The organism is Mariniflexile soesokkakense (assembly GCF_039650365.1).
Lineage (GTDB): Bacteria > Bacteroidota > Bacteroidia > Flavobacteriales > Flavobacteriaceae > Mariniflexile > Mariniflexile soesokkakense.
Map to the genome: position 1 here is coordinate 316743 of NZ_JAZHYP010000002.1, position 19539 is coordinate 336281.

At 33.8% G+C, this 19539-nt stretch carries 15 protein-coding genes; 3 read left to right on the plus strand and 12 right to left on the minus strand.

Annotated features, from left to right (window positions below):
• Positions 1-13: 13 nt before the first annotated feature.
• From VP395_RS05360 to VP395_RS05380, 5 genes are all read right to left on the minus strand, one after another.
• The gene (locus tag VP395_RS05360; protein WP_346240714.1) at positions 14-886 is read right to left on the minus strand and encodes a hypothetical protein; all 873 of its coding nucleotides are present in this window, start codon (positions 884-886) and stop codon (positions 14-16) included.
• 30 nt (positions 887-916) lie between these two features.
• On the minus strand, positions 917-2509 hold the full coding sequence (locus tag VP395_RS05365; RefSeq protein WP_346240715.1) for a sodium:solute symporter: 1593 nt from the start codon (positions 2507-2509) through the stop codon (positions 917-919).
• A gap of 86 nt (positions 2510-2595) precedes the next feature.
• Positions 2596-3351: a phytanoyl-CoA dioxygenase family protein gene (locus VP395_RS05370; protein ID WP_346240716.1), complete on the minus strand. Its 756-nt coding sequence runs from the start codon at positions 3349-3351 to the stop codon at positions 2596-2598.
• 43 nt (positions 3352-3394) lie between these two features.
• Positions 3395-5659, minus strand: coding sequence for a glycoside hydrolase family 31 protein (locus VP395_RS05375; protein WP_346240717.1), 2265 nt, complete (start codon positions 5657-5659; stop codon positions 3395-3397).
• Between the two features lie 36 nt (positions 5660-5695).
• Positions 5696-8206, minus strand: a complete 2511-nt coding sequence (locus VP395_RS05380; protein ID WP_346240718.1) for an L-rhamnose mutarotase — start codon at positions 8204-8206, stop codon at positions 5696-5698.
• A gap of 344 nt (positions 8207-8550) precedes the next feature.
• Here VP395_RS05380 and VP395_RS05385 point away from each other — a divergent pair, with 344 nt between their 5' ends.
• From VP395_RS05385 to VP395_RS05395, 3 genes are all read left to right on the plus strand, one after another.
• A complete protein-coding gene (locus VP395_RS05385) occupies positions 8551-9483 on the plus strand; it encodes an AraC family transcriptional regulator (RefSeq protein WP_346240719.1) in 933 nt (310 codons plus the stop codon).
• 148 nt (positions 9484-9631) lie between these two features.
• Positions 9632-11026: a Gfo/Idh/MocA family oxidoreductase gene (locus tag VP395_RS05390; protein WP_346240720.1), complete on the plus strand. Its 1395-nt coding sequence runs from the start codon at positions 9632-9634 to the stop codon at positions 11024-11026.
• A 38-nt stretch (positions 11027-11064) separates the two neighbouring features.
• Positions 11065-12108: a Gfo/Idh/MocA family oxidoreductase gene (locus tag VP395_RS05395; protein WP_346240721.1), complete on the plus strand. Its 1044-nt coding sequence runs from the start codon at positions 11065-11067 to the stop codon at positions 12106-12108.
• 13 nt (positions 12109-12121) lie between these two features.
• Here the strand turns inward: VP395_RS05395 and VP395_RS05400 are convergent, their stop codons facing one another.
• From VP395_RS05400 to VP395_RS05430, 7 genes are all read right to left on the minus strand, one after another.
• Positions 12122-13471 (minus strand): glycoside hydrolase family 28 protein, encoded by a 1350-nt coding sequence (locus tag VP395_RS05400; RefSeq protein WP_346240722.1) that lies wholly within the window; start codon positions 13469-13471, stop codon positions 12122-12124.
• Positions 13471-14202 carry a rhamnogalacturonan acetylesterase gene (locus VP395_RS05405; RefSeq protein WP_346240723.1) on the minus strand — a complete coding sequence of 244 codons (732 nt, stop codon included), beginning with the start codon at positions 14200-14202 and terminating at the stop codon, positions 13471-13473. The genes VP395_RS05400 and VP395_RS05405 overlap by 1 nt, the downstream gene beginning before the upstream one ends.
• A 36-nt stretch (positions 14203-14238) precedes the next feature.
• Entirely contained in the window at positions 14239-15498 is a 1260-nt protein-coding gene (locus tag VP395_RS05410) for a hypothetical protein (protein ID WP_346240724.1), read from the minus strand.
• A 4-nt stretch (positions 15499-15502) separates the two neighbouring features.
• On the minus strand, positions 15503-16471 hold the full coding sequence (locus tag VP395_RS05415) for a pectinesterase family protein (protein ID WP_346240725.1): 969 nt from the start codon (positions 16469-16471) through the stop codon (positions 15503-15505).
• 22 nt (positions 16472-16493) lie between these two features.
• Positions 16494-17264: a cupin domain-containing protein gene (locus tag VP395_RS05420; RefSeq protein WP_346240726.1), complete on the minus strand. Its 771-nt coding sequence runs from the start codon at positions 17262-17264 to the stop codon at positions 16494-16496.
• 95 nt (positions 17265-17359) lie between these two features.
• Positions 17360-18103: a cupin domain-containing protein gene (locus tag VP395_RS05425; protein WP_346240727.1), complete on the minus strand. Its 744-nt coding sequence runs from the start codon at positions 18101-18103 to the stop codon at positions 17360-17362.
• Positions 18104-18170: 67 nt separating this feature from the next.
• Entirely contained in the window at positions 18171-19529 is a 1359-nt protein-coding gene (locus VP395_RS05430; RefSeq protein ID WP_346240729.1) for an MGH1-like glycoside hydrolase domain-containing protein, read from the minus strand.
• Positions 19530-19539 lie beyond the last annotated feature (10 nt).

A 19539-nucleotide genomic window follows, 5' to 3' on the forward strand; every position in this document is an offset into this window, starting at 1 on the left:
TAATTGGAATAAATTAGTTTAATTGTCTTTTAGCATCTTCCCAACATTGTTGAATGATTTCTTTGTACAATAAAGCTTGTTGCCAACGGTCGCCTTCTTCTTGTTCGCTTCCATCAGATGAAACAAGAGTTCTGGCATAAAAAATTTCGGCTTTCAATAACTCCACCGTAAAACAGATATAATCCCCTGGTTTTGCCGATTTTAAAAACCCTATAAAGGAACGTGTCCACATGTTTTTAAAATGTTCGACATAACTTATGTTTTTGCTATCGATTACATCTACTTGAATACAACCCGGATTACCTATACGACCATGCAAAAATCGAACCCTATCAAAAACAGGTTGAATAAAATCCCATTTATTTTCTATACCTCCATAAACCATTTCCTGACCTGTGTACCAATGCGAAAAATCACCATTGAAACGCACTTCAGGAAACCGTTTTATTAACTCAACAGTTCTAAATAAATCTTGTGTAATAGTAGCACGATGGGTTTCAATATAAATAGGAATATCGAACGCTTCTGAACTTTCTTTTATATAATTAACCAAAGCATCCATTTCTAAATCGGATTCCATACCCCAACCCAAATGCACCGTTGCACAGTTATAATTTAACGATTTCCATAAAGGTAGTAAATCTTTTAAATCGCCCACTTTATTTACACGAGCATGAGCTGTTAATTGTAAATTAAATTCTTTACAAAGTTCTGGGTCGCCATCTTGAATTCCTCCAAAACCTGCTTTTGCAATAGCCTGATGCTTTTCTCTATCACTTTCTTTCGGTCCTTTAGAAAATGAAGGCAAATCTTCACAAGTGCCATAATTAATATCAATACGTAAAGATGGTGGATTATTACTACCATCGTTTGTGTTTTTTATCATGCTGAATTATTTTGCTGAATTACAATTATTTTAATGTCCGTTAAAAAACAGATACAGTGCTATCATTGTAAAAATAAGTGCCCCCCAAAGTATCTTAACTTTTGGTGACACTTTGGTTAATGTACTGTAATCTAAAGTGCTTTTATACGGATTACTTTGCTTATCTAAATACGAAACAATCACTATCACAAAGGATAGGAATACGAAAATATAAAAGGACAATAATAAAAAATGAGGCCAAATTTTAACACCCGCACTAGGGTTGTTTGGAAATACCCAAAGATACAAGACACCTACCGTTAAGCTAAGTAAAGTTCCAAAAATCAAAATACTATTAGCTGCTTTTGTGGTTGTTTTTTTCCAAAGAACGCCAAACAAAAACACAACCGACATAGGTGGTGCTATAAAACCTAATACCGATTGAAACACATCGAATAAATTAAGTCCTTTAATACTATCTATTGCCATAGTAATGAAAATGGAAATGATAGCTCCTGAAACAGTCACTAAATGTCCTACTTTAACAATCTTCTTCTGACTCGCGTCTGGCTGGAATTTCTTCACAAAGATATCCATAGTAAATACCGTACTCAGCGCATTTAAGGCAGAATCAATGGTACTTACTAATGCAGCGATAAGAACCGCCATAACCAAACCTTTCATCCCTGTTGGAAATAACTCGGTTACCATAGTCATATAAGCTTCATCTGGATTGGTTAAATTGGGAAACAGTATAAAGCACATGATACCTGGTAATATGAATAATGGTACATCAATAATTTTAAGCCAACCTGTAAAGTTAGCACCTAATTGACCTTGCTTTACACTTTTAGCGCCCAATACCGATTGTACCATAGATTGGTCTGTACACCAAAACCAAACACCCATAATAGGATATCCCAACAATATAGCAGTCCAAGGGTAATTGGCATCATCACTAGGTAAAAACAGATTCCAATAATTAGACGGTGTTTTTTCAATTAAAGCACTAACACCCCCAACTTTATCTAAACCAACCCACATTAACGAAAATGACACTATTATTAATAATACCATTTGAATAACATTGGTATAAGCAATAGTTTTAAGTCCACCAGCCATGGTAAAAAACCCTGCAATTAGCAGTAATATAACTACTGATAGCCACATAGGTAAATTAAGTATTTGCTGAATTAAAATACCGCCTGCAAATAATGTTAAGGACAACCAGCTTAATAAAACGGTTACAATAGTGTACCACGCTAATATATTTTGAGTAGAATTTCCAAAACGTTTTCCCATAAATTCGGGCAAGGTCTGTACTCTGGCTCCTAAATATCGAGGTGCGAATACTATCGCTAATAAAAATATAAAAATGAAAGCATACCATGAAAAATTCCCAGCAACAATACCCGTAGAATACCCTATACTTGCTGATGCTATTAACATAGAAGGTCCCACATTGGTACCCCACATATTAAACCCAATACTGGTCCAATTTAAAGAGTTTCCTGCTAGAAAGTAGTTTTCGTCGGCAGGTCTTTTATTTCTAATGCTAATCCACGCGCCAATTCCTATTAATATTAGTAAGTACATGCCTACTACAGCAAAATCAAGAAAATCTAATTGGTCGTATATGTTCATTTGTTATTTAATGTCTATTAAATTAGTTGGTTAGTTGGTTTGTTTAACATGCAAAAAAAGCATACGCTATTTTTATTTGAAACATATTACACATAAGCGTTAACATTTTCTCCTGCTTTCACAAATGGTTCTGCCCAATAAAGTGGTTCTCCTGTACTTTTCAAAATAGGCTCTGCTGAATATTGAATTAACAACACGCGTCTCGATTTATTTGTTTTATTAGCCCCACTTCTATGAAAACATGTACTTGAGAATAATGCTACATCGCCGGCATCTAAGACCGCTGGCACACCAGGGTTATCACCAAAATATCCAATTTTATCGTTTGTTCCTTCTTGTAGTACATGATCTATTCTGTCTTTTACGCCAGCTTCTTTGTAAGGCAATAAATATACGGTTCCGTTCTCTTCAGTAACATCATCTAAAGGACACCAAATAGACAAATAGGGTTTGTGTTCAAAATCTAAATATCCAGAATCTTGATGCCAAGAGAAAGTCATTGCTTCTTTAGAAGCTGCTTTTACCACATACTGCTCTAAAAACAAAAATACATCGTCTCCTAAAATTTTACGCGTAATTTGCTCCATTTCTTTACCAAAAATAAGGTCTTGCATGGTTTTGCTATCTTTGTAACGCAAAGCGATAAAGTATCTTTTTCCTTTGTGGTTTATTTCATCAACCTCAACCCCTTTTCTGTCCATTTCATCATCTTTCTCTTTTATAAATCTTTGGCACTCGCCTCTTAATCTCTCAATTAGTTCTTGTGGTATTACATTTTTCACAATGCAAAAACCATCTTCCTGAAACTGATTTAATTGTTCGTTGGTTAAAACTGCACTCATCTTTTCTATTTTTTAAATTGTTATTTTGTTTTTTGTTTATCTATTATATAAAATCCAAATACGTCCAAATGCCTCTGAAGTTTGTATCAATTTTAATGTTTACAGACTTTTTTAAGTCCATATCGTCTGTACAATTAACTGCCTCAGGATAAATAGGAATTTCAGCACCTTCTTTTACCCAAACCGGCATGTCTTCCATAGGAACTTCAATATGTCTTAACCATTTATCACCAGCCGTTTTTTCGCCTGTAAAAAAGTTAACCCAACTACCCTCTGGTAAATAAACATCTCTTTTGTTTTCAGAATTCATCATGGGTGCCACTAAAAAATCGGCTCCAAAATAATATTGATCGTCTATATGCCAACACATTCTATCTTGTGGATGCTGCATTAATAAAGCTCTTAACACAGGAAAACCTGTTGACACTGTTTTTTTGCTTTCTTGTAAAATATAAGGCAATAGTGCATAACGCAATTTCCACCATTTCCTAATTGTTGAGGCTATATTTGGGTAGTAATACGGTTCTCTTTTTGAAGTACCGTGATAACGAATGTGAGAGGTAAATACTCCAAATTGGGTCCAACGCACATACAAATCATCTGGAATTACGGAATTCATAAAATTAGGCACGCCATGAAACCCTGGCACATCGTGACTCCAAAAACCAAAACCCGACAAGCCTAAATGCAGCCCCCCTTTTAAGGAACCTGCCATTCCATCCCAAGAAGCTGCCGCATCACCACCCCAATGAATTGGATAGCGTTGGCAACCTGCCCAACCTGCTCTTGCCCAAACTATGCCATCGCCCGTAACTTCTTTAGTTACTTCAAAAGCTGCTTTTTGGTATAATAAGGCATATAAATTATTGAGTGACTCTGGAGTCATGTTGTGGTAATTCGCATCTAAATGAATCTCTTCTCCAAAATCGGTTTTAATACAAGCAACACCCATATCTAAAAGCTCTCTCAATAAATCCTTGTACCATTCTACCGCCTTTGGGTATGTAAAATCGATGGTTCCTGCGTAGTCTAAATTACTAAAATTGGAACCTCCTTGTATAATATCACCATTTAAAGTTCCAATATAATTATTAGCCTTAGCCTCTTCATATTGCTCTGCTTCTTCGGAAATATATGGCATTTGCCATAAGCTCACCCGATAACCGTTTTTCTTTAAATTGGACACAAACCGCGTTGGATCTGGAAAACGTTCAGAATTAAATTTCCATTCGCAAAGCCAGTCGGTTTTAAACCATCCTGTATCTAAATGAATCACATCACATGGGTAATCTTCTGTTCTTAACCTATCGCAAATCTCATTAACTTCTTCTTCAGAAAAATAAGTCATTCTACTCATCCAAACACCATAAGTCCAAAGTGGTGGTACCGTTGGAAAACCTGTTAACTTCTTATATTGATAGATGATTTTTTCAGGGGAATCTTCGCCTATTAAAAACACATCTAAAACAGGTTCTTCTACTAACAATTGTACCGATCTTGTAGAAAAATCGGCCATTGAAAATTTACAATAGGTAGAGGTATGCAAAAACATACCATATAGTTCACTCGATAAATAAAACGGAATGTTTTTATAAGTTCTTTTATTATTTACCCCTTGCCCATCTTGATTTTTTAACTGGAAGGTATTCCCAGATAAATCCATTTTACTGAAACGTTCCCCAGTACCTACAAACTTTTCGTCTGGTTTTGCATGAAACGATATTGATACTTTACTTGGCGCCCCATGGGTTTCTACAAACGACAAACACATGGCATCCATTCGACCTGGAAAAAACTGGTCGTAAGCGCTAACCGTTATAGCCTTTTTCCCATCTGGATAAAACGTGGCTTTCATAGATTCTTCAGGCTCTGGCAATAAGTCGCTCCAATGGTCTATTTCTGGTGTTGACAAATCAAAAACCGCACGTAAAACACCATTATTGTCTTTAACTACCCATTTACTTGATGATTTTTCAATCTTCAAAGTCATTTCTTGAACATCATCAGCCATTTCTAACATGGGCGATGATTCTAAAATTTCTTTGTCAAAACCAACACTTACTCTCAATATTTTTTCACCAAAAGCCCGTAAAAAAACTTTATGGTTTTTTCTCGAAATAGATGTATCTGGCGCAATTTCATTTGATAGCAATTGACATTGAAATGGCACTGTTAACACCACGCCCTGTCCATTTTGAGAAATATCAATTGGGTTGCAGGCTTTCCAAAGTCTAGAAACACCTTCTTCTAAGGATAAATCGGTATTAAAATCTAGAAAATCGAAAAATTGATGGTTGGTTTGTTTCATTAGTTATAATCGGTTTTTTAGTTTAGATAATAGTGGTTAATTACTATCCAACTTATTTAAAAATACCCAGGTTTCATTTCGTTTTGTTCCTTTTATGCCTGTTTGATATTTTTTCATGAGTGCATTCCAATCGTTTGCACGCGGATTGTTTTCGGTTGTTTTTGGATTCAGTTCATCTAAACTTTTTCCTTTAGGGATACTTATAATCAACATCAATTGACGTTCATTTTTAAACACTTGTAATTGTTGAAAATCAGCATTACAAAAGCCTTGAGCCACTTCTGGCCATGCTTCAAATTGTGTTTTATGATAATCCAAATATTCTTGTTGAAGTTTTACATCTTCTACCAAATTAGCGGTTAAAACAATATGTTCCCATTCTGAAGCCAATTCTAAGTTTTCACATCTTTCAAACTTGCTAAAATTGTAAACTGGCGTATTGTATGTTTTAATTTCTGCCTTTGGATATTCTAAAGCCAATTGACTTTTTAAATGCTCAATATGGTTTAGTTTTCCATATAAAACCATGTGATTTTTCCATTGGTATAATTGGGTATCAATAACACCATTAGCTTTAGCTATTGCTGTAATTTTAGCTTCATCAAAACCTTTACCAACCAACTCTACAGCAGCAAAATGTGGTATTTCCTGTAAAGTCCAATTGGCATCTACAACAACTTCCTTTTCTAAATATTGATACGGTTCCCTAATGCCCGCATTTTGTTTTATAGTTTCACCTACAAAAGCATTGTTGTTTTGCCAAACATTATCGGGTCCGTTGGCATTTTGAAGAAATTTTTCGGCAGGAACCCAATTGTTTTTTACGCTGAAATATGAAGAACCCTCATCTGTATACAAATAAAACCAGTGGTAAGGATCGTGTGGATACGGACTTTGGTAAATATCATAAACGTAATTTTCTTCAATACTACTTCCTGGTTGTGCCGACAGAGTATAAATACCAGCCGTATCGTACAAACGCTTTCCGTAATGATGAATTTTATTAGCTACAACCTTATTGCCCATCATAGCGTTTTTGGTTTTTGTCCAACCCCAACCTAAGCCTATACCTGTGTACGACACATCGGAAATCTCGTTATGTGTAATGGTTATATTTTTAACAAACCCTGCACTGATACCAACAGTTCCCCAATCTTCATTGGCAACATCTGTTATTAAATTATCTACAATGGTTTCGTTTGTACAAATTTCCCTTTCATCTTTTGGATTGTAGGGCAAATGTGTTTCAAAAGCTTCATCTGAAAACACTCCTAAGTTAATGGCACTACCACCAATATCTTTAAACAAATTCCCTTGAACCAAGTTATTATTGGTGCCTTTATACAAATCTAATCCTGTTGATGACAAATGCTGAAAAGCGCATTCTTGAAATTGAATATGGTTTGCATAATTAACGGTAACAGATGCTCTTGGTCTCCCTATCCACGCTTGGTTTTCTAAACCAGCCTTATCAGGTGTCCCAGGTGTTTTTAGTTTGTACGCATCTAACATATACATACCAGCCTGCAAAGGCACATGCCCTTGTTGCGATGGTCTCAACCAATTACTGTATTCAAAAGAAATACCTTTTAAATACACATGCTGCACAGGCGCATCAATAGTTCCTTTTATTTCTAATAAACTTTCTAAAACTGGAATCATCACTTTAGCAGATGCCAAATCTTCTCCTTCTCTCGGGTAATAATAAATTTTAGAATTTTCTTTATCTAAATACCACTCCCCTGGTTCATCTAATAGTGATATCGCATTATTTAAAAAAAAAGGTGAATTGCCTGTTTTTTTAGAAATCCAGGGAGCCGGCCAAGGGTGCTCACTTTGTATGCGGCTTTCAGGCTGTTCAAAATAAACTTTTGCACTATCTCCTTTTACTTCTATATCTTTAATTCTTAAATTAGCTATCGCCCACCATTGCTGAATAAGCATTTCCATACCTGGTTGAAATGTAACCGACTTATCATTAAAAGGAATCCAGCAGGTTTGTGATGTTTTATCCCACGATAAAATTCTATCCATTTTATCACCAGATGTGCTTTTTGCTCTTACTGCTTTTTTTCCGTTAACCCACAACTGCCTAAAATCAATAATACTTCCTGCTTTTTTTGGAGCATTAGCTACCCAAAGCATTCCTGATTTTAAACCATGTAGCACATCAGCTTTTTTCCAATTTTCAACCTGTAACCCACCGCTTAAAATAGGTTTTGCATTATCATAAGCTTCAATAATTGTTGGACTTTCTGTTGTTCCTGAATCTTCTGGTCGAATAAAAACAGGTTCGTCCAAATAAAAAACACCATCCATTAAAATAATACGAATGCCATTTTCTACCAAAGGGTCCTTCAATCGGCGTAGGTCTCGGGCTTTTCTTAAAGCCATATTTAGCGTAGCCAAAGGATTTTCTTTGGTGCCAGAATTATAATCATTTCCTTTACTGCTTACCCATATTTCAATGGCATGGCATGAAAAAGAAATAATTATAAATAGTAAAACTATTATTAACCTGTAACTGTTATGAGTATATGTCTTCATTTATCATCTTTAATGCTCTAATTCACAAGTCATTACCTTTTTGTTTTTTGTTCAAAAAAACAGAACTTTGAATTTTATTTTATTTTCAATCTTTATAAAATAAAGAATTAATAATTTAGCATCACAATAGTTCAATACAATTCTAATCGGTAACAACAGTTTTAGTTGGCATTTTCACTAAAATTAAGCATTACAGATTCAAACTATTATTAATTGGTAGCTAATATTCATATTTTGATAATAAAACAATGTTATTTTTAAGCGATGGTCAATTTTATAAATGATTTTTTAAATATTAAAATTCAACTTTTAGTTAATTCATTTAACCTAAATTATAATACTTTATGATGGAAAACTCGACAAACCCTGATATGTTTGAAAAGAAAAAAAAAATAGGGAATCAAGGTATTTGGTGGCATCAAGATAATTTAGGGCCATTAAAACACTTCCCTTATATCAGGCAGTTTGGTAGCATGAAATTTTCTAAAGTTAGAATGGACGAAAGCATGCTGCCCCATTTAAATGATGGTATTGAAATACATTTTGTAAATAGCGGCAAATATAAATGGTCTGTAGATGGTAATGAAATTGAGCTTTTACCCGATAATCTATCAGTAACTGCCCCTTGGCAACTTAACGGGAGTCCTACCGGAAAAATGGATATTGGACAAATAAACTGGATTGTAATTAAACCTGACGCCTACGATATTGAAACACCTTTAAATTTAGGGCCATGGACAAAATTGTCTGAAAAATTCCAGAGAAAACTGGGAACCATGATAACCAAAGAAAACGCCATAGTTATTGAAAAAGCCAAAATTTTCAAAAAGTACTTTATCGAACTACAGAAAGAATTACTAAACCAAGACAAAGGATTTGAAATTATGGTTGGCAACATTATTGAAAATCTATTTATTGACCTACATAGGCACCTATCGCTTAGAGAACAAAAAATTCAGGAAGAAGACAATTTCATTATTAAATTAACCCAAATTGTTACTAACGATATAAACAAAAAATGGATTATTGACGATTTAGCATACATGTTTGGCATGGGCAAAACCAAGTTTACTTACGAAGTAAAAAAACACACTGGGTATCCTCCAAATAGTTTTATTATAAATCTAAAAATTGAAAAAGCAATTGATTTAATTAAAAACGATAATGATATGAATATGTCTGACATTGCATTTGCCTGTGGTTTTTCTTCTTTACAGCATTTTACATCTACTTTTTCTCAGCGCATAGGTATTAGTCCCGGTAAATATAAAAAGTAAACTCATTAATATTATCCTAGTATAATTTTTCCGTATTGATATATTTATGTAACTATATATCTAAAATTTTGAAGTCATTCTTGAAATTATTATCTTTTTCCTTACATTGTAAGCACAAAACTAAATAACCGTTAAATCTTCAAAAAAAATGAAAAATTCGAGACGTAATTTTCTAACATCCGTAAGCATGTTAGCAGCATATAGTGCATTTCCTATGAGTGCATTTAATTTTGAAACTTCAAAAAAACTTAGAATAGTTTTAGTAGGAACAGGGGTTCGAGGCACCAGTTTTTGGGGGAAACGATTGGTAGATGAGTACTCTGATATTCTAGAATTTGTTGGGCTTTGCGATATAAACCCAGGGCGATTAGAGTATGCAAAAAAATACATTGGTGTTAATTGCCCAACATCTGTTGATTTTGATGCTCTTACAAAAAAAACCAAACCTGATTTAATAATAGTAACTACGGTAGATGCTGTACACCACGAATTTATTATTAAAGGGCTGGAATCTGGCTTTGATGTACTTACCGAAAAGCCTTTAACTACAGATGAAACTAAAGCACAAGCTATATTAAATGCCGAAAAAAAATCGGGCAAAAACCTCATTGTTGGCTTTAATTACAGATGGAGCCCTTACAGTACAAAAATTAAAGAATTATTAGCGAACAATACTATTGGCAAAATTACATCGGTTGATTTTCATTGGTATTTAAACACCCACCACGGAGCATCTTACTTTAGAAGATGGCATGGTGAAAAAGAACATAGCAATTCGCTTTGGGTACATAAATCAACCCATCATTTCGATCTTTTAAATTGGTGGATCGATTCAGACCCTAGTGAAGTTTATGCCTATGGCGACTTAAATTTTTATGGTTCTAACGGCCCATTCAGAGGTGATAATTGTAGAACCTGTGATCATAAAAAGGATTGCGCTTTTCATTACGACATTACAAAAGACAAACGTATGATGGAATTATATGTAGCTAATGAAAAGCACGATGGTTATATAAGAGACAATTGCTTGTTTAGAGAAAACATTGATATTTATGATAAAATGTCGGCTCAAATTCAATACGCCAATCAGGTAACTGTAAATTATTCCTTAACGACCTACTCGCCATTTGAAGGCTGGAGATTGGCTTTTAATGGTACCGAAGGCAGAATTGAAGCCGCCTTAGACATTCCGTACAACAAAAAAACAGAAATTAGTCAGGCAGAAATGCATGCTAAAGAAATGGAACAAAATGCTTTAGAAGAAGCCAATTCAGAATCAATAATTGTTCACAAATTATGGAAAAACTTTGATACCGTTTTAGTACCAACCGAAAGAGGAGGTCATGGTGGTGGCGATAAGCGTTTGCACGATAAAATATTTAAAACACCAAACGAAAAAGATCCTTACGAAAGAGCAGCAGGTAGTAGAGACGGTGTTATGTCTGCAATTATAGGTATTGCCGCGAGAAAAAGCATCGAATCTGGCGCCCCAATTAAAATAGCCAGTTTAACCGATATTAAACCTTCAGCTAATAGGACTTAAATTTATTTATACTTTTAACAAAACTTGAAAAAACTTTTATGCAACCAATCAATACGGCTTTATGTTCATATGGCATGAGCGGTCATGTATTTCATGCGCCTTTTATTTCAGTAAACCCACAATTTAATTTATATGGTGTTTTTGAGCGAACAAAAAATGAAGCACAGCAACACTATCCTTCCATTAAAACATTTCGTTCTTTAGATGATATGTTAGCCGATAATAACATTGAACTTGTAGTTGTTAACACCCCTAATGTGACACACTTCGATTTTTCAAAAAAAACCATAAACGCAGGTAAACATTTAGTAATAGAAAAACCTTTTACTGTAACGGAAACGGAAGCTGAAGAATTGATTCAATTAGCAAAAGATAAAAATGTATTGATTTCTGTTTATCATAACAGGCGTTACGACAGTGATTTTAAAACCGTGCAAAAAGTTTTAAATGAAGGATTGTTAGGAGATATAGTAGAAGCAGAATTTCATTACGACCGTTTTGACCCCGTTTTAAGTTACAAAGCACATAAAGAAACACCAACATTAGGCGTAGGAAGCTTATACGATTTAGGCTCCCACTTAATAGACCAAGCCTTGCAATTGTTTGGTATGCCACAATCTATAAATGCCGATTTAGATTCATACAGACCAAATTCAAAAGTGGGTGATTATTTTGATGTGAAATTATTCTACCCTTCACACCGTGTCATTCTAAAATCCAGCTATTATGTTCGCGAACCTCTACCTGGAAATATTCTACACGGCACTAAAGGTTCGTTTACAAAAACCAAAGCCGATGTTCAAGAAAAAGAACTGCAAGCAGGCAAAAAACCAAATACCGAAAACTGGGGTACAGAACCAAATTCTGAAAAAGGTTTACTACACACCGAAAAGGATGGAAAAATAATTAAAGAACATATTCCAACTTTACAGGGAAATTACATGACGTATTATGATGGTATTTATGAAGCCATTAGAAATAAAAAGCCTGTGCCAGTATCAGCCAAAGATGGTATGTTGGTTATCAAAGTTATTGAAGCCGCTATAAAAAGTAATAAAGAAAGAAAAACTGTAACTATATAAAATAATTTATTTTTTAGTGTACAGCACTTGGAACCCCTTGTTTTTCGCCAATAACTACTTCATTAAAAGTTACATTTTCAGTATCAGTTAAAGTCATGCCATTTTTGGCTGACTTTATACTGATATGATCCAAACTTACATTTTCAACTTTAAATTTCGGATAGCCTTCAATAACAATAGCTGTATTGGAAACCGTTTCAAAACTTATATTCGATAACGCGATATTCGATATTTTTGAAGGATACAAACCACTACCCTCTCCATGATAATTTGAGGTCATGTAAATAGCATCTTCAACATCGCCAAATTTTATAGTATCAGCATAAACATCTTTAATATAACCCCCTCTATCTGAATTGGTTTTTATATAAATCCCGCGTTTTAAATAACCACTTGCTTCACTATTATACGCAAAAACGTTTTTCACGCCCGCAGACATTTCGCTACCTATAACCAAAGCATGCAAACCTTTAAATCGACAGTTTCTAATAACGATATTCTCCGAAGGTATGTTAGAGTTTCTACCATCATCATCCCGTCCTGCTTTTATGGCTATATTATCGTCAGCATTATTAAAATCAATGTTTTCAATTAACACTTCGCTTGATTGTTCTATATCTAAGCCGTCATTATTTTTATTATGCGCATCGTATTTTAAACCTCGAAGTGTGATACCTTTACTTTTCAAAAGATGGACACACCAAAATGGGGAATCTTCAATTTTCACATCTTCAATAAGAATGTTTTTGGAATTCACAAATTGCACCAATTGAGGTCTTAAATAAAAACCTTCTCCAAAAATACGTTCTTTAACAGGTGTTTGGTTATGATTCATTTCTCTACTTAAAAGTTTCCCTTTTTCTTCTAAGGCTTTCCAAGTAGCCCACAGGCCATTACCTTCACCATCAATAATACCTTTTCCTGAAATAGCGACATCCTCAACATTAATCCCATAAATCATGGGACTATAATTATATAATGTTGTGCCTTCCCAACTTGTTAAAACAAGTGGATAATCTTCTGGATTAGAACCAAACACAATTTTAGCTCCTTCCTCTAAATACAACTTTACATGACTTACAAAATGAATAGGGCCATTTAACCTATAGACCCCTTTAGGAACAACTATAGTACCTCCTTTTTGTTTTGAACAGGCTTTCATGGCTTTATCAAAAGCTTGTTTGCAGTTTTTAACACCATCGCCTTTTGCACCTAGCTTAGTAACATTAATGGTATAATCTGGAATTGTTGGTAAACTTATTCTGTTTTCAATAGTTTTGATAATGGAATCTTTATTGAACATGTTTTGCGATTGTATATTTTGAAGGCATAATACCAATGCAATTAAGTACAGATTTTTCATTATTTGATATATTCAGTTAAAGTTGATACTTTGTTTTTTAATTCGGCTACAGCTAATTTAGCAATTTCATTAGCCCCTAATTTTGATAAATGGGTGTCATCATGCTTACCATCTTTGTAAAATGGTTCTTCCCCAGCTTCGAAATGAAGATGCAGTTTTTTAGATCCTTCAACGCCATAAGATTCCTCTAAATGCTCAGTAAAATATTGCAAATCTATAAAAGGCACACTATACTCTAAAGCGACCAAACGGGTTTCTACAGGATATTCGCCATGTGTGTCGATTAAAGTGCCATGTTCGTTAAAATTACGTCTCACAATAGATGAAAACAAAACAGGAACTGCTCCTTTTCTTCTTGTTTCTTCAACAAACTTAATTAAGTTATGACGATAGGTTACATGCGGATTGGTATAACGGGTAGGTGCTTTAAACTTTTGATCGTTGTGCCCAAATTGAATAAAAACATAATCCCCTTTTTTTAATGTTTTAAGTATGGAATCCCAACGCCCTTCATCTATAAAACTCCTACTACTTCTTCCATTTACCGCTCTGTTATCAATAACTGAATTATCATTAAAATACTGTTGTAGCACTTGCCCCCAACCATGTTCTGGATTAGTTTCTGGCTTTGTTTTGTTTGCCATGGTAGAGTCGCCAATCAAATAAATGGTTGTTTTCTGTGCCATGCAACTTGATGCTACCAATAATAGAATAATTAGTTTGATTTTCATTTTAGTTATTTTTAATTTATTAGCCATAATCGTTTATTAAAGTCTTTCATTTACAATACTATTGAAAATGGAGCCAAATTGGTATCTGAGTCCAAAATTTCCTGCAACCTCATATGACGTTGGAAGTTTTCGAACATTCAACAATAATTCTTCATCGCTAAGTTCACTAAATGGTAAATAAAACTGATCATTAATTTTGTTTGCCTCCATACCAAATTCAAAAAATAAACCTCTGGCAATTCTAAAAGATAAACTAACCTCTAAATCAATAGAGTAATCGTTAAACTTAGGAAAATAATGAGTGCCTTGTAATTTGACTCCAACAACACCCCATTTTTCAATAACCTCCAATTCTGTCTCAAATTTTTCTCTCAAACGCACTTCAGACGTTTTGGTAAAAATGGTTGGTTCAAAGTAACCAAACCAAGTTGGCCCTAAAGAATATGAAACTGTAAATGCTCTTCTTGATACTTCTGACCATGGAAATATGTTATACTCGAGTGCAGGTGAGATTGCTGAATTATATTTTATGTTTTTATAAGTGTCTTGTGAATTTACAAAAAACAACCCTACTGACAATTTATCTGACAAACTATATACAATTCTTGAATTAATTCCATATTGCCGATTTAAAACATGAATGTCGGTAGAAACTGAATCATTAATCTTAGTTATTACCTCTTCCCTCTTTTTAAAATAATACCTATTTCTTATTCTCCAAATCTCTGTAACTCTATCTGCTTTAAATTCATATTCATAGGTGTACTTTTTTTTCTGTTCTTCAATATTAAATTCACCTCCTAAACCAATATTAAACACCCAGTAGTTCCATGAATCTAAAGATATACTTGATTGTTGTAAACTATTATCATCTTGTTCTAATTCGTTAACCGTTATTGAATATTTCATATCTCCATTATTTATAAAAGGGATAAGTCCAGATTTAAGAGTTTCGGTAAATTTAGAACGAATTTTATCTGGAGTATCATCGGAATATATAGAACAATTCAACACAAATTTATCAATAGGAACAGACATCTTGTTAGTGAATGTTAAAAAATAATAGCGCCCATTGGCACCTGTAGATTTACTACTAGTTAAGATATAAATATCGCAAACACCTTGATCGGTAACAAAATCTACAAATGTTAGTGTTCTTTTTACATAACCTAAATCTGGAATTTCACCATCTATAAAAACCTTTAACTTATTGCTTGTATTTACCTGAGCATTTATACTAAATGCATAAAACAAGAATACAATAAAGTAATATAATATGGCTGTTTGTTTATTCAAAACTTTAGTACCATTTTTGTTTAGAGTTACCCAAATTATCCTTCAAAATAGCTTCTAAGTTGTATTTCTTTACTTGTGCCTTTTTTAATTGATAAGACCAACTTACTCTTTTTTCTGGTTGAAAACCTTCGCCTGTACAGTTATATTCTGCGTAAAACGTTAAACTTTCAGCTTCTTTTTTAGACCAATTATGCCAACCCTCTGGCTTTATGTGCTTACCCATAGCACAATTTATAAACACCGTTTTTGCGTACAAACGCCATGGTCTGCCTAAATACACTTCGGTTACATTTTTATCGGCAGTTAACTTACAGTTTTTAAACACATATCCAAACTCTTGGTTTTTTGGTGTTGAAGCAGCTGTTATATATGAATTTGATTTATTATGAATGGTGCACGACTCAAAAAGCACTGTGGCTTCACCAAAAATAAAGTCGGTAGTACCTTCTATATGGCAATTTTTAAAATATTGCTTAAACCCTTCACCTGCCGTGTAAACGGTATCTTGATTTCCTAAAAAAACGCAGTTTTCAAAATAACATCGGTTAGCATTTACAGATAGTGCAACTGCCTGTCCTACCGGACCTGCTGTATTTTTTATGGTGAGGTTTTTTGCTACAAAATCATCCCCTTCAACCAAAACGGTTGATGTATGGAAGGTGCTATTTCGTCCTAAATCGATTTTTCCATAATAATCATCATATGTAATGATGGTGTTTTCTTTACTTTCACCAATTAAAGACACATTCGTATTCCATGAATACACATGTACTTTTTCGTTATAAACGCCATTTTTTATACTAACAATTACCCGTTGATAAGGAAATGATTTAGCGGCATACATAGCTTCTTGTATGGTAGTAAAATCGCCACTACCATCTTTTGCAACCACCATATTATACTCGTCTTTGGGTTTTTGAGCATATAAATTAATACTAGTAGAAATGATTATGACTATAAAAAAAAGTTTCATAAGTTTCATTTTTGTTAAAATTTTAATTCCATTTAAATGCAAAGTATCTACATGGAGAATCATCAGCATTGCTTACACCATGTAATAGCTGTGAATTGGCAAAAAACAAATCGCCAGCAGTTCCTTTATAAATTTCACCATCAATAACCATTTCAGCATTACCAGATATGAGTAAAATTATTTCAGTTTCTATATGTGTATGTGGTTCATGGCTTGGACCTTTTTTATCCAATTGCGTTATGTGCATTTCAAAACGTTCGCACATACTCGTAGGCCTATCAAAATAAGCAATACCACCTCCTTTTGCACTTGGTTTAAACTCTAAATGGTTTGCATTGAAAACCATAGAGCCACCATTTATTTGTCCGCGTTCCATATTCATCGGTTTTTTAGATTTATAGCTCATAATGTAATAGGTAAGATTGGTATCCCCTACGTTTTCAATAGTATGCACTTCTTTTGGCATAAATAAAATAACACTGCCGGGGCCGACAATCTCACTTTTTCCTTCATTAGTTACTTTCATAAGCCCTTCCTTAACGATAATACACTCTTCAATATCGTCATTGGAATTTGGCTTGTTAGGTTTAGCTCCTGGCAATTGAGTTGTTGCATGAATCTCTAAATATTCAAAATGAGGTGACACACCTTCAAGTATATGTCTTGACTCTCGGTCTTCACTTTTATTAACAGGAAGCTCACTCCAATTATAAACACCATCTTTAACAGGTTCTAATTGAGCATTTGCAGTTGTAACGCATAGTAATATGATACTTGCTACTAAAATTTTCATATTTTCTATTTTAAATTAATTTCTTATATAAAAGCATTTAAATACTAGCTGATAGAATCTATTTTTAATCAGGTTGTTTTACTAAAACAATGTTTTTAATTCCATTTGAACACAAAATATTTGCAAGGATTATCTGCAACATTACGAATACCATGCATTAATTGAGGTTTTACAAAAAATAAATCGCCTGCACTACCTGTATAAACTTTCCCATCAATAGTCATTTCGACATTTCCAGAAACTACTAAAAATATTTCCCCATCAACATGGGCATGCTGAGCATGGCTAGGTCCTTTTACATTTAATAGCGTGGAGTGCATTTCAAATTTTTCACACATGCTTGTTGGTCTATTAAAATAATCTGTTGCGCCCCCAAGCTCAGTATTCCTAAAAACTAAATCCTTTACATTTAATAGTAATGAACCTCCGTTTCCTTGTCCCCTTTCAAAATTTATAGGTTTTTTAGATTTATAGCGCATCACATAATATGTAAGATTGGTGTCTCCAATATTTTGAAGTGAATGCATTTGTTTAGGCATTAATAAAAGTACGCCCCCAGCTTCTAAAACAGTACTCTCATTTTCAAAAGAGACTTTCATTTTCCCTTCTTTAACAAGAATGCATTCTTCTATATCATCATTTGCATGTTCTGTACTGGGTTTGGCTCCTGGGAATTGTGTGGTAGCATGAATCTTTAAATATTCAAAATGAGGTGAGACTCCTTCAAGTATTTTCCTAGACGCTCTATCCTCACTTATACTTACAGGGAGTTCATTCCAATGGTAAACACCGCCTTTAACGGGCTCTAATTGCGCATTGACACCTATTACGCATAGCAATATTGTACTAATTAATAAAGTTTTCAGAATACCAGTTTTTAAATTAATTCGTTTTCTTTTATAGATGTTAAAATTCTTCTACAACTTGTTTGTTCTCCATCCAAGCTATCATATTTAACACTAAATAATTCCAGTTTTGAAAGCCTTTATTTAATAAAGGTTCGCCAGTTTCGGGTTCGTAATATTCATGTAAAGCGCCATTTTTTTCAAAATCTTTTCCAAAAAGATAAATGGTTTTTGATGCTAATTCTGTAGCTTCCTTAGTAAACCCGTAATCTTTCAAGCCCTTAAACACCATATAATTTGAAATTCCCCAAATAGGTCCTCGCCAGTTTGAAGGGTTTGCACTTGCACGCATACTATACATTTTTTCCATTTTAGAAAGTGTACGCACACCGGATTGCGAATTGAATGTTTTAGGATTTGAATAGTGTTCTTTTACAATACGTTCAGCTTGTTCCGGATTTGCTATACCAGCCCACAATGCTAAAAAGCCAGACCATACTTCGATACGTTGAATTAAACAATCGTAATCCCTTGGGTAACCGCTATGAATCATAAAATCTTTTCCTAACGTATTATCAAGTCTGTTTTTGGCAGGTGTTAAATTTAAATCAACACTATAAAAGAATCCATCACGCTCATCCCAACAATGCTTTTGAATGGCTGCTTTTAACTGTTTTGCATCTTCGGCAAACTCTTTACCTATTTCAGATTGATTTAATTGATTTGCTAAGTAAACCATAGCATTCAACTCTTTATACATCAAACAATTTAAATAAATTGATCCAGAACTTTTTGCAGGTCTGAAAAATGTAGCAGGGTCGTTATCAACACCAATTGCCACATCATTTTGCCAAAAATATAACCCTGTTGCTTTATTGCGATGATGTGATTTGTAGTTATTTACAAATGCTTGAAGATGATAAAATTTTTCACGAATCCAATTTGCATCTCCTCCATTTGTTTGTGTTAAAAATGCTGCATGTTGTGCTAAAACAGGTTTATGCATATTAACGTCATAAATATTTTCAGGCATAATATTTCTTGGGTTAGAATCCTCCCAAATTACAATAGGCAAATAACCATCCCAATCGCCATAATGAAGAAAATTAAGTACACAACCTTGTTCGTATTTAATGGCTTCCTTTTTATCTTTTTCAGAACCTATATCAGTTAAAATTTGTCTGAGGGCAATATTACTTAACCAAGAATCCCAATCCCACAACACATTATCATACTGATTACTTCCAGGTGTTAAAAATGGGTATACTAATGAACCACTACTTGGGCGGTACATGTTTTTATAGTCTTTATAAACATAAGATTTAATGATGGAAGCATAGTGAGAAACGGAATCGTTCTCTTGACTAAAAATAAAATTGCTCAAAAAAAACACCCATAAAACCATTACACATCTACTCATGTCATTTCTA

Coding starts and splice junctions, on each gene's coding strand:
- VP395_RS05360 (WP_346240714.1), bottom strand. CDS start 886: ATGATAAAAAACACAAACGATGGTAGTAATAATCCACCATCTTTACGT.
- VP395_RS05365 (WP_346240715.1), bottom strand. CDS start 2,509: ATGAACATATACGACCAATTAGATTTTCTTGATTTTGCTGTAGTAGGC.
- VP395_RS05370 (WP_346240716.1), bottom strand. CDS start 3,351: ATGAGTGCAGTTTTAACCAACGAACAATTAAATCAGTTTCAGGAAGAT.
- VP395_RS05375 (WP_346240717.1), bottom strand. CDS start 5,659: ATGAAACAAACCAACCATCAATTTTTCGATTTTCTAGATTTTAATACC.
- VP395_RS05380 (WP_346240718.1), bottom strand. CDS start 8,206: ATGAAGACATATACTCATAACAGTTACAGGTTAATAATAGTTTTACTA.
- VP395_RS05385 (WP_346240719.1), top strand. CDS start 8,551: ATGATGGAAAACTCGACAAACCCTGATATGTTTGAAAAGAAAAAAAAA.
- VP395_RS05390 (WP_346240720.1), top strand. CDS start 9,632: ATGAAAAATTCGAGACGTAATTTTCTAACATCCGTAAGCATGTTAGCA.
- VP395_RS05395 (WP_346240721.1), top strand. CDS start 11,065: ATGCAACCAATCAATACGGCTTTATGTTCATATGGCATGAGCGGTCAT.
- VP395_RS05400 (WP_346240722.1), bottom strand. CDS start 13,471: ATGAAAAATCTGTACTTAATTGCATTGGTATTATGCCTTCAAAATATA.
- VP395_RS05405 (WP_346240723.1), bottom strand. CDS start 14,202: ATGAAAATCAAACTAATTATTCTATTATTGGTAGCATCAAGTTGCATG.
- VP395_RS05415 (WP_346240725.1), bottom strand. CDS start 16,471: ATGAAACTTTTTTTTATAGTCATAATCATTTCTACTAGTATTAATTTA.
- VP395_RS05420 (WP_346240726.1), bottom strand. CDS start 17,264: ATGAAAATTTTAGTAGCAAGTATCATATTACTATGCGTTACAACTGCA.
- VP395_RS05430 (WP_346240729.1), bottom strand. CDS start 19,529: ATGAGTAGATGTGTAATGGTTTTATGGGTGTTTTTTTTGAGCAATTTT.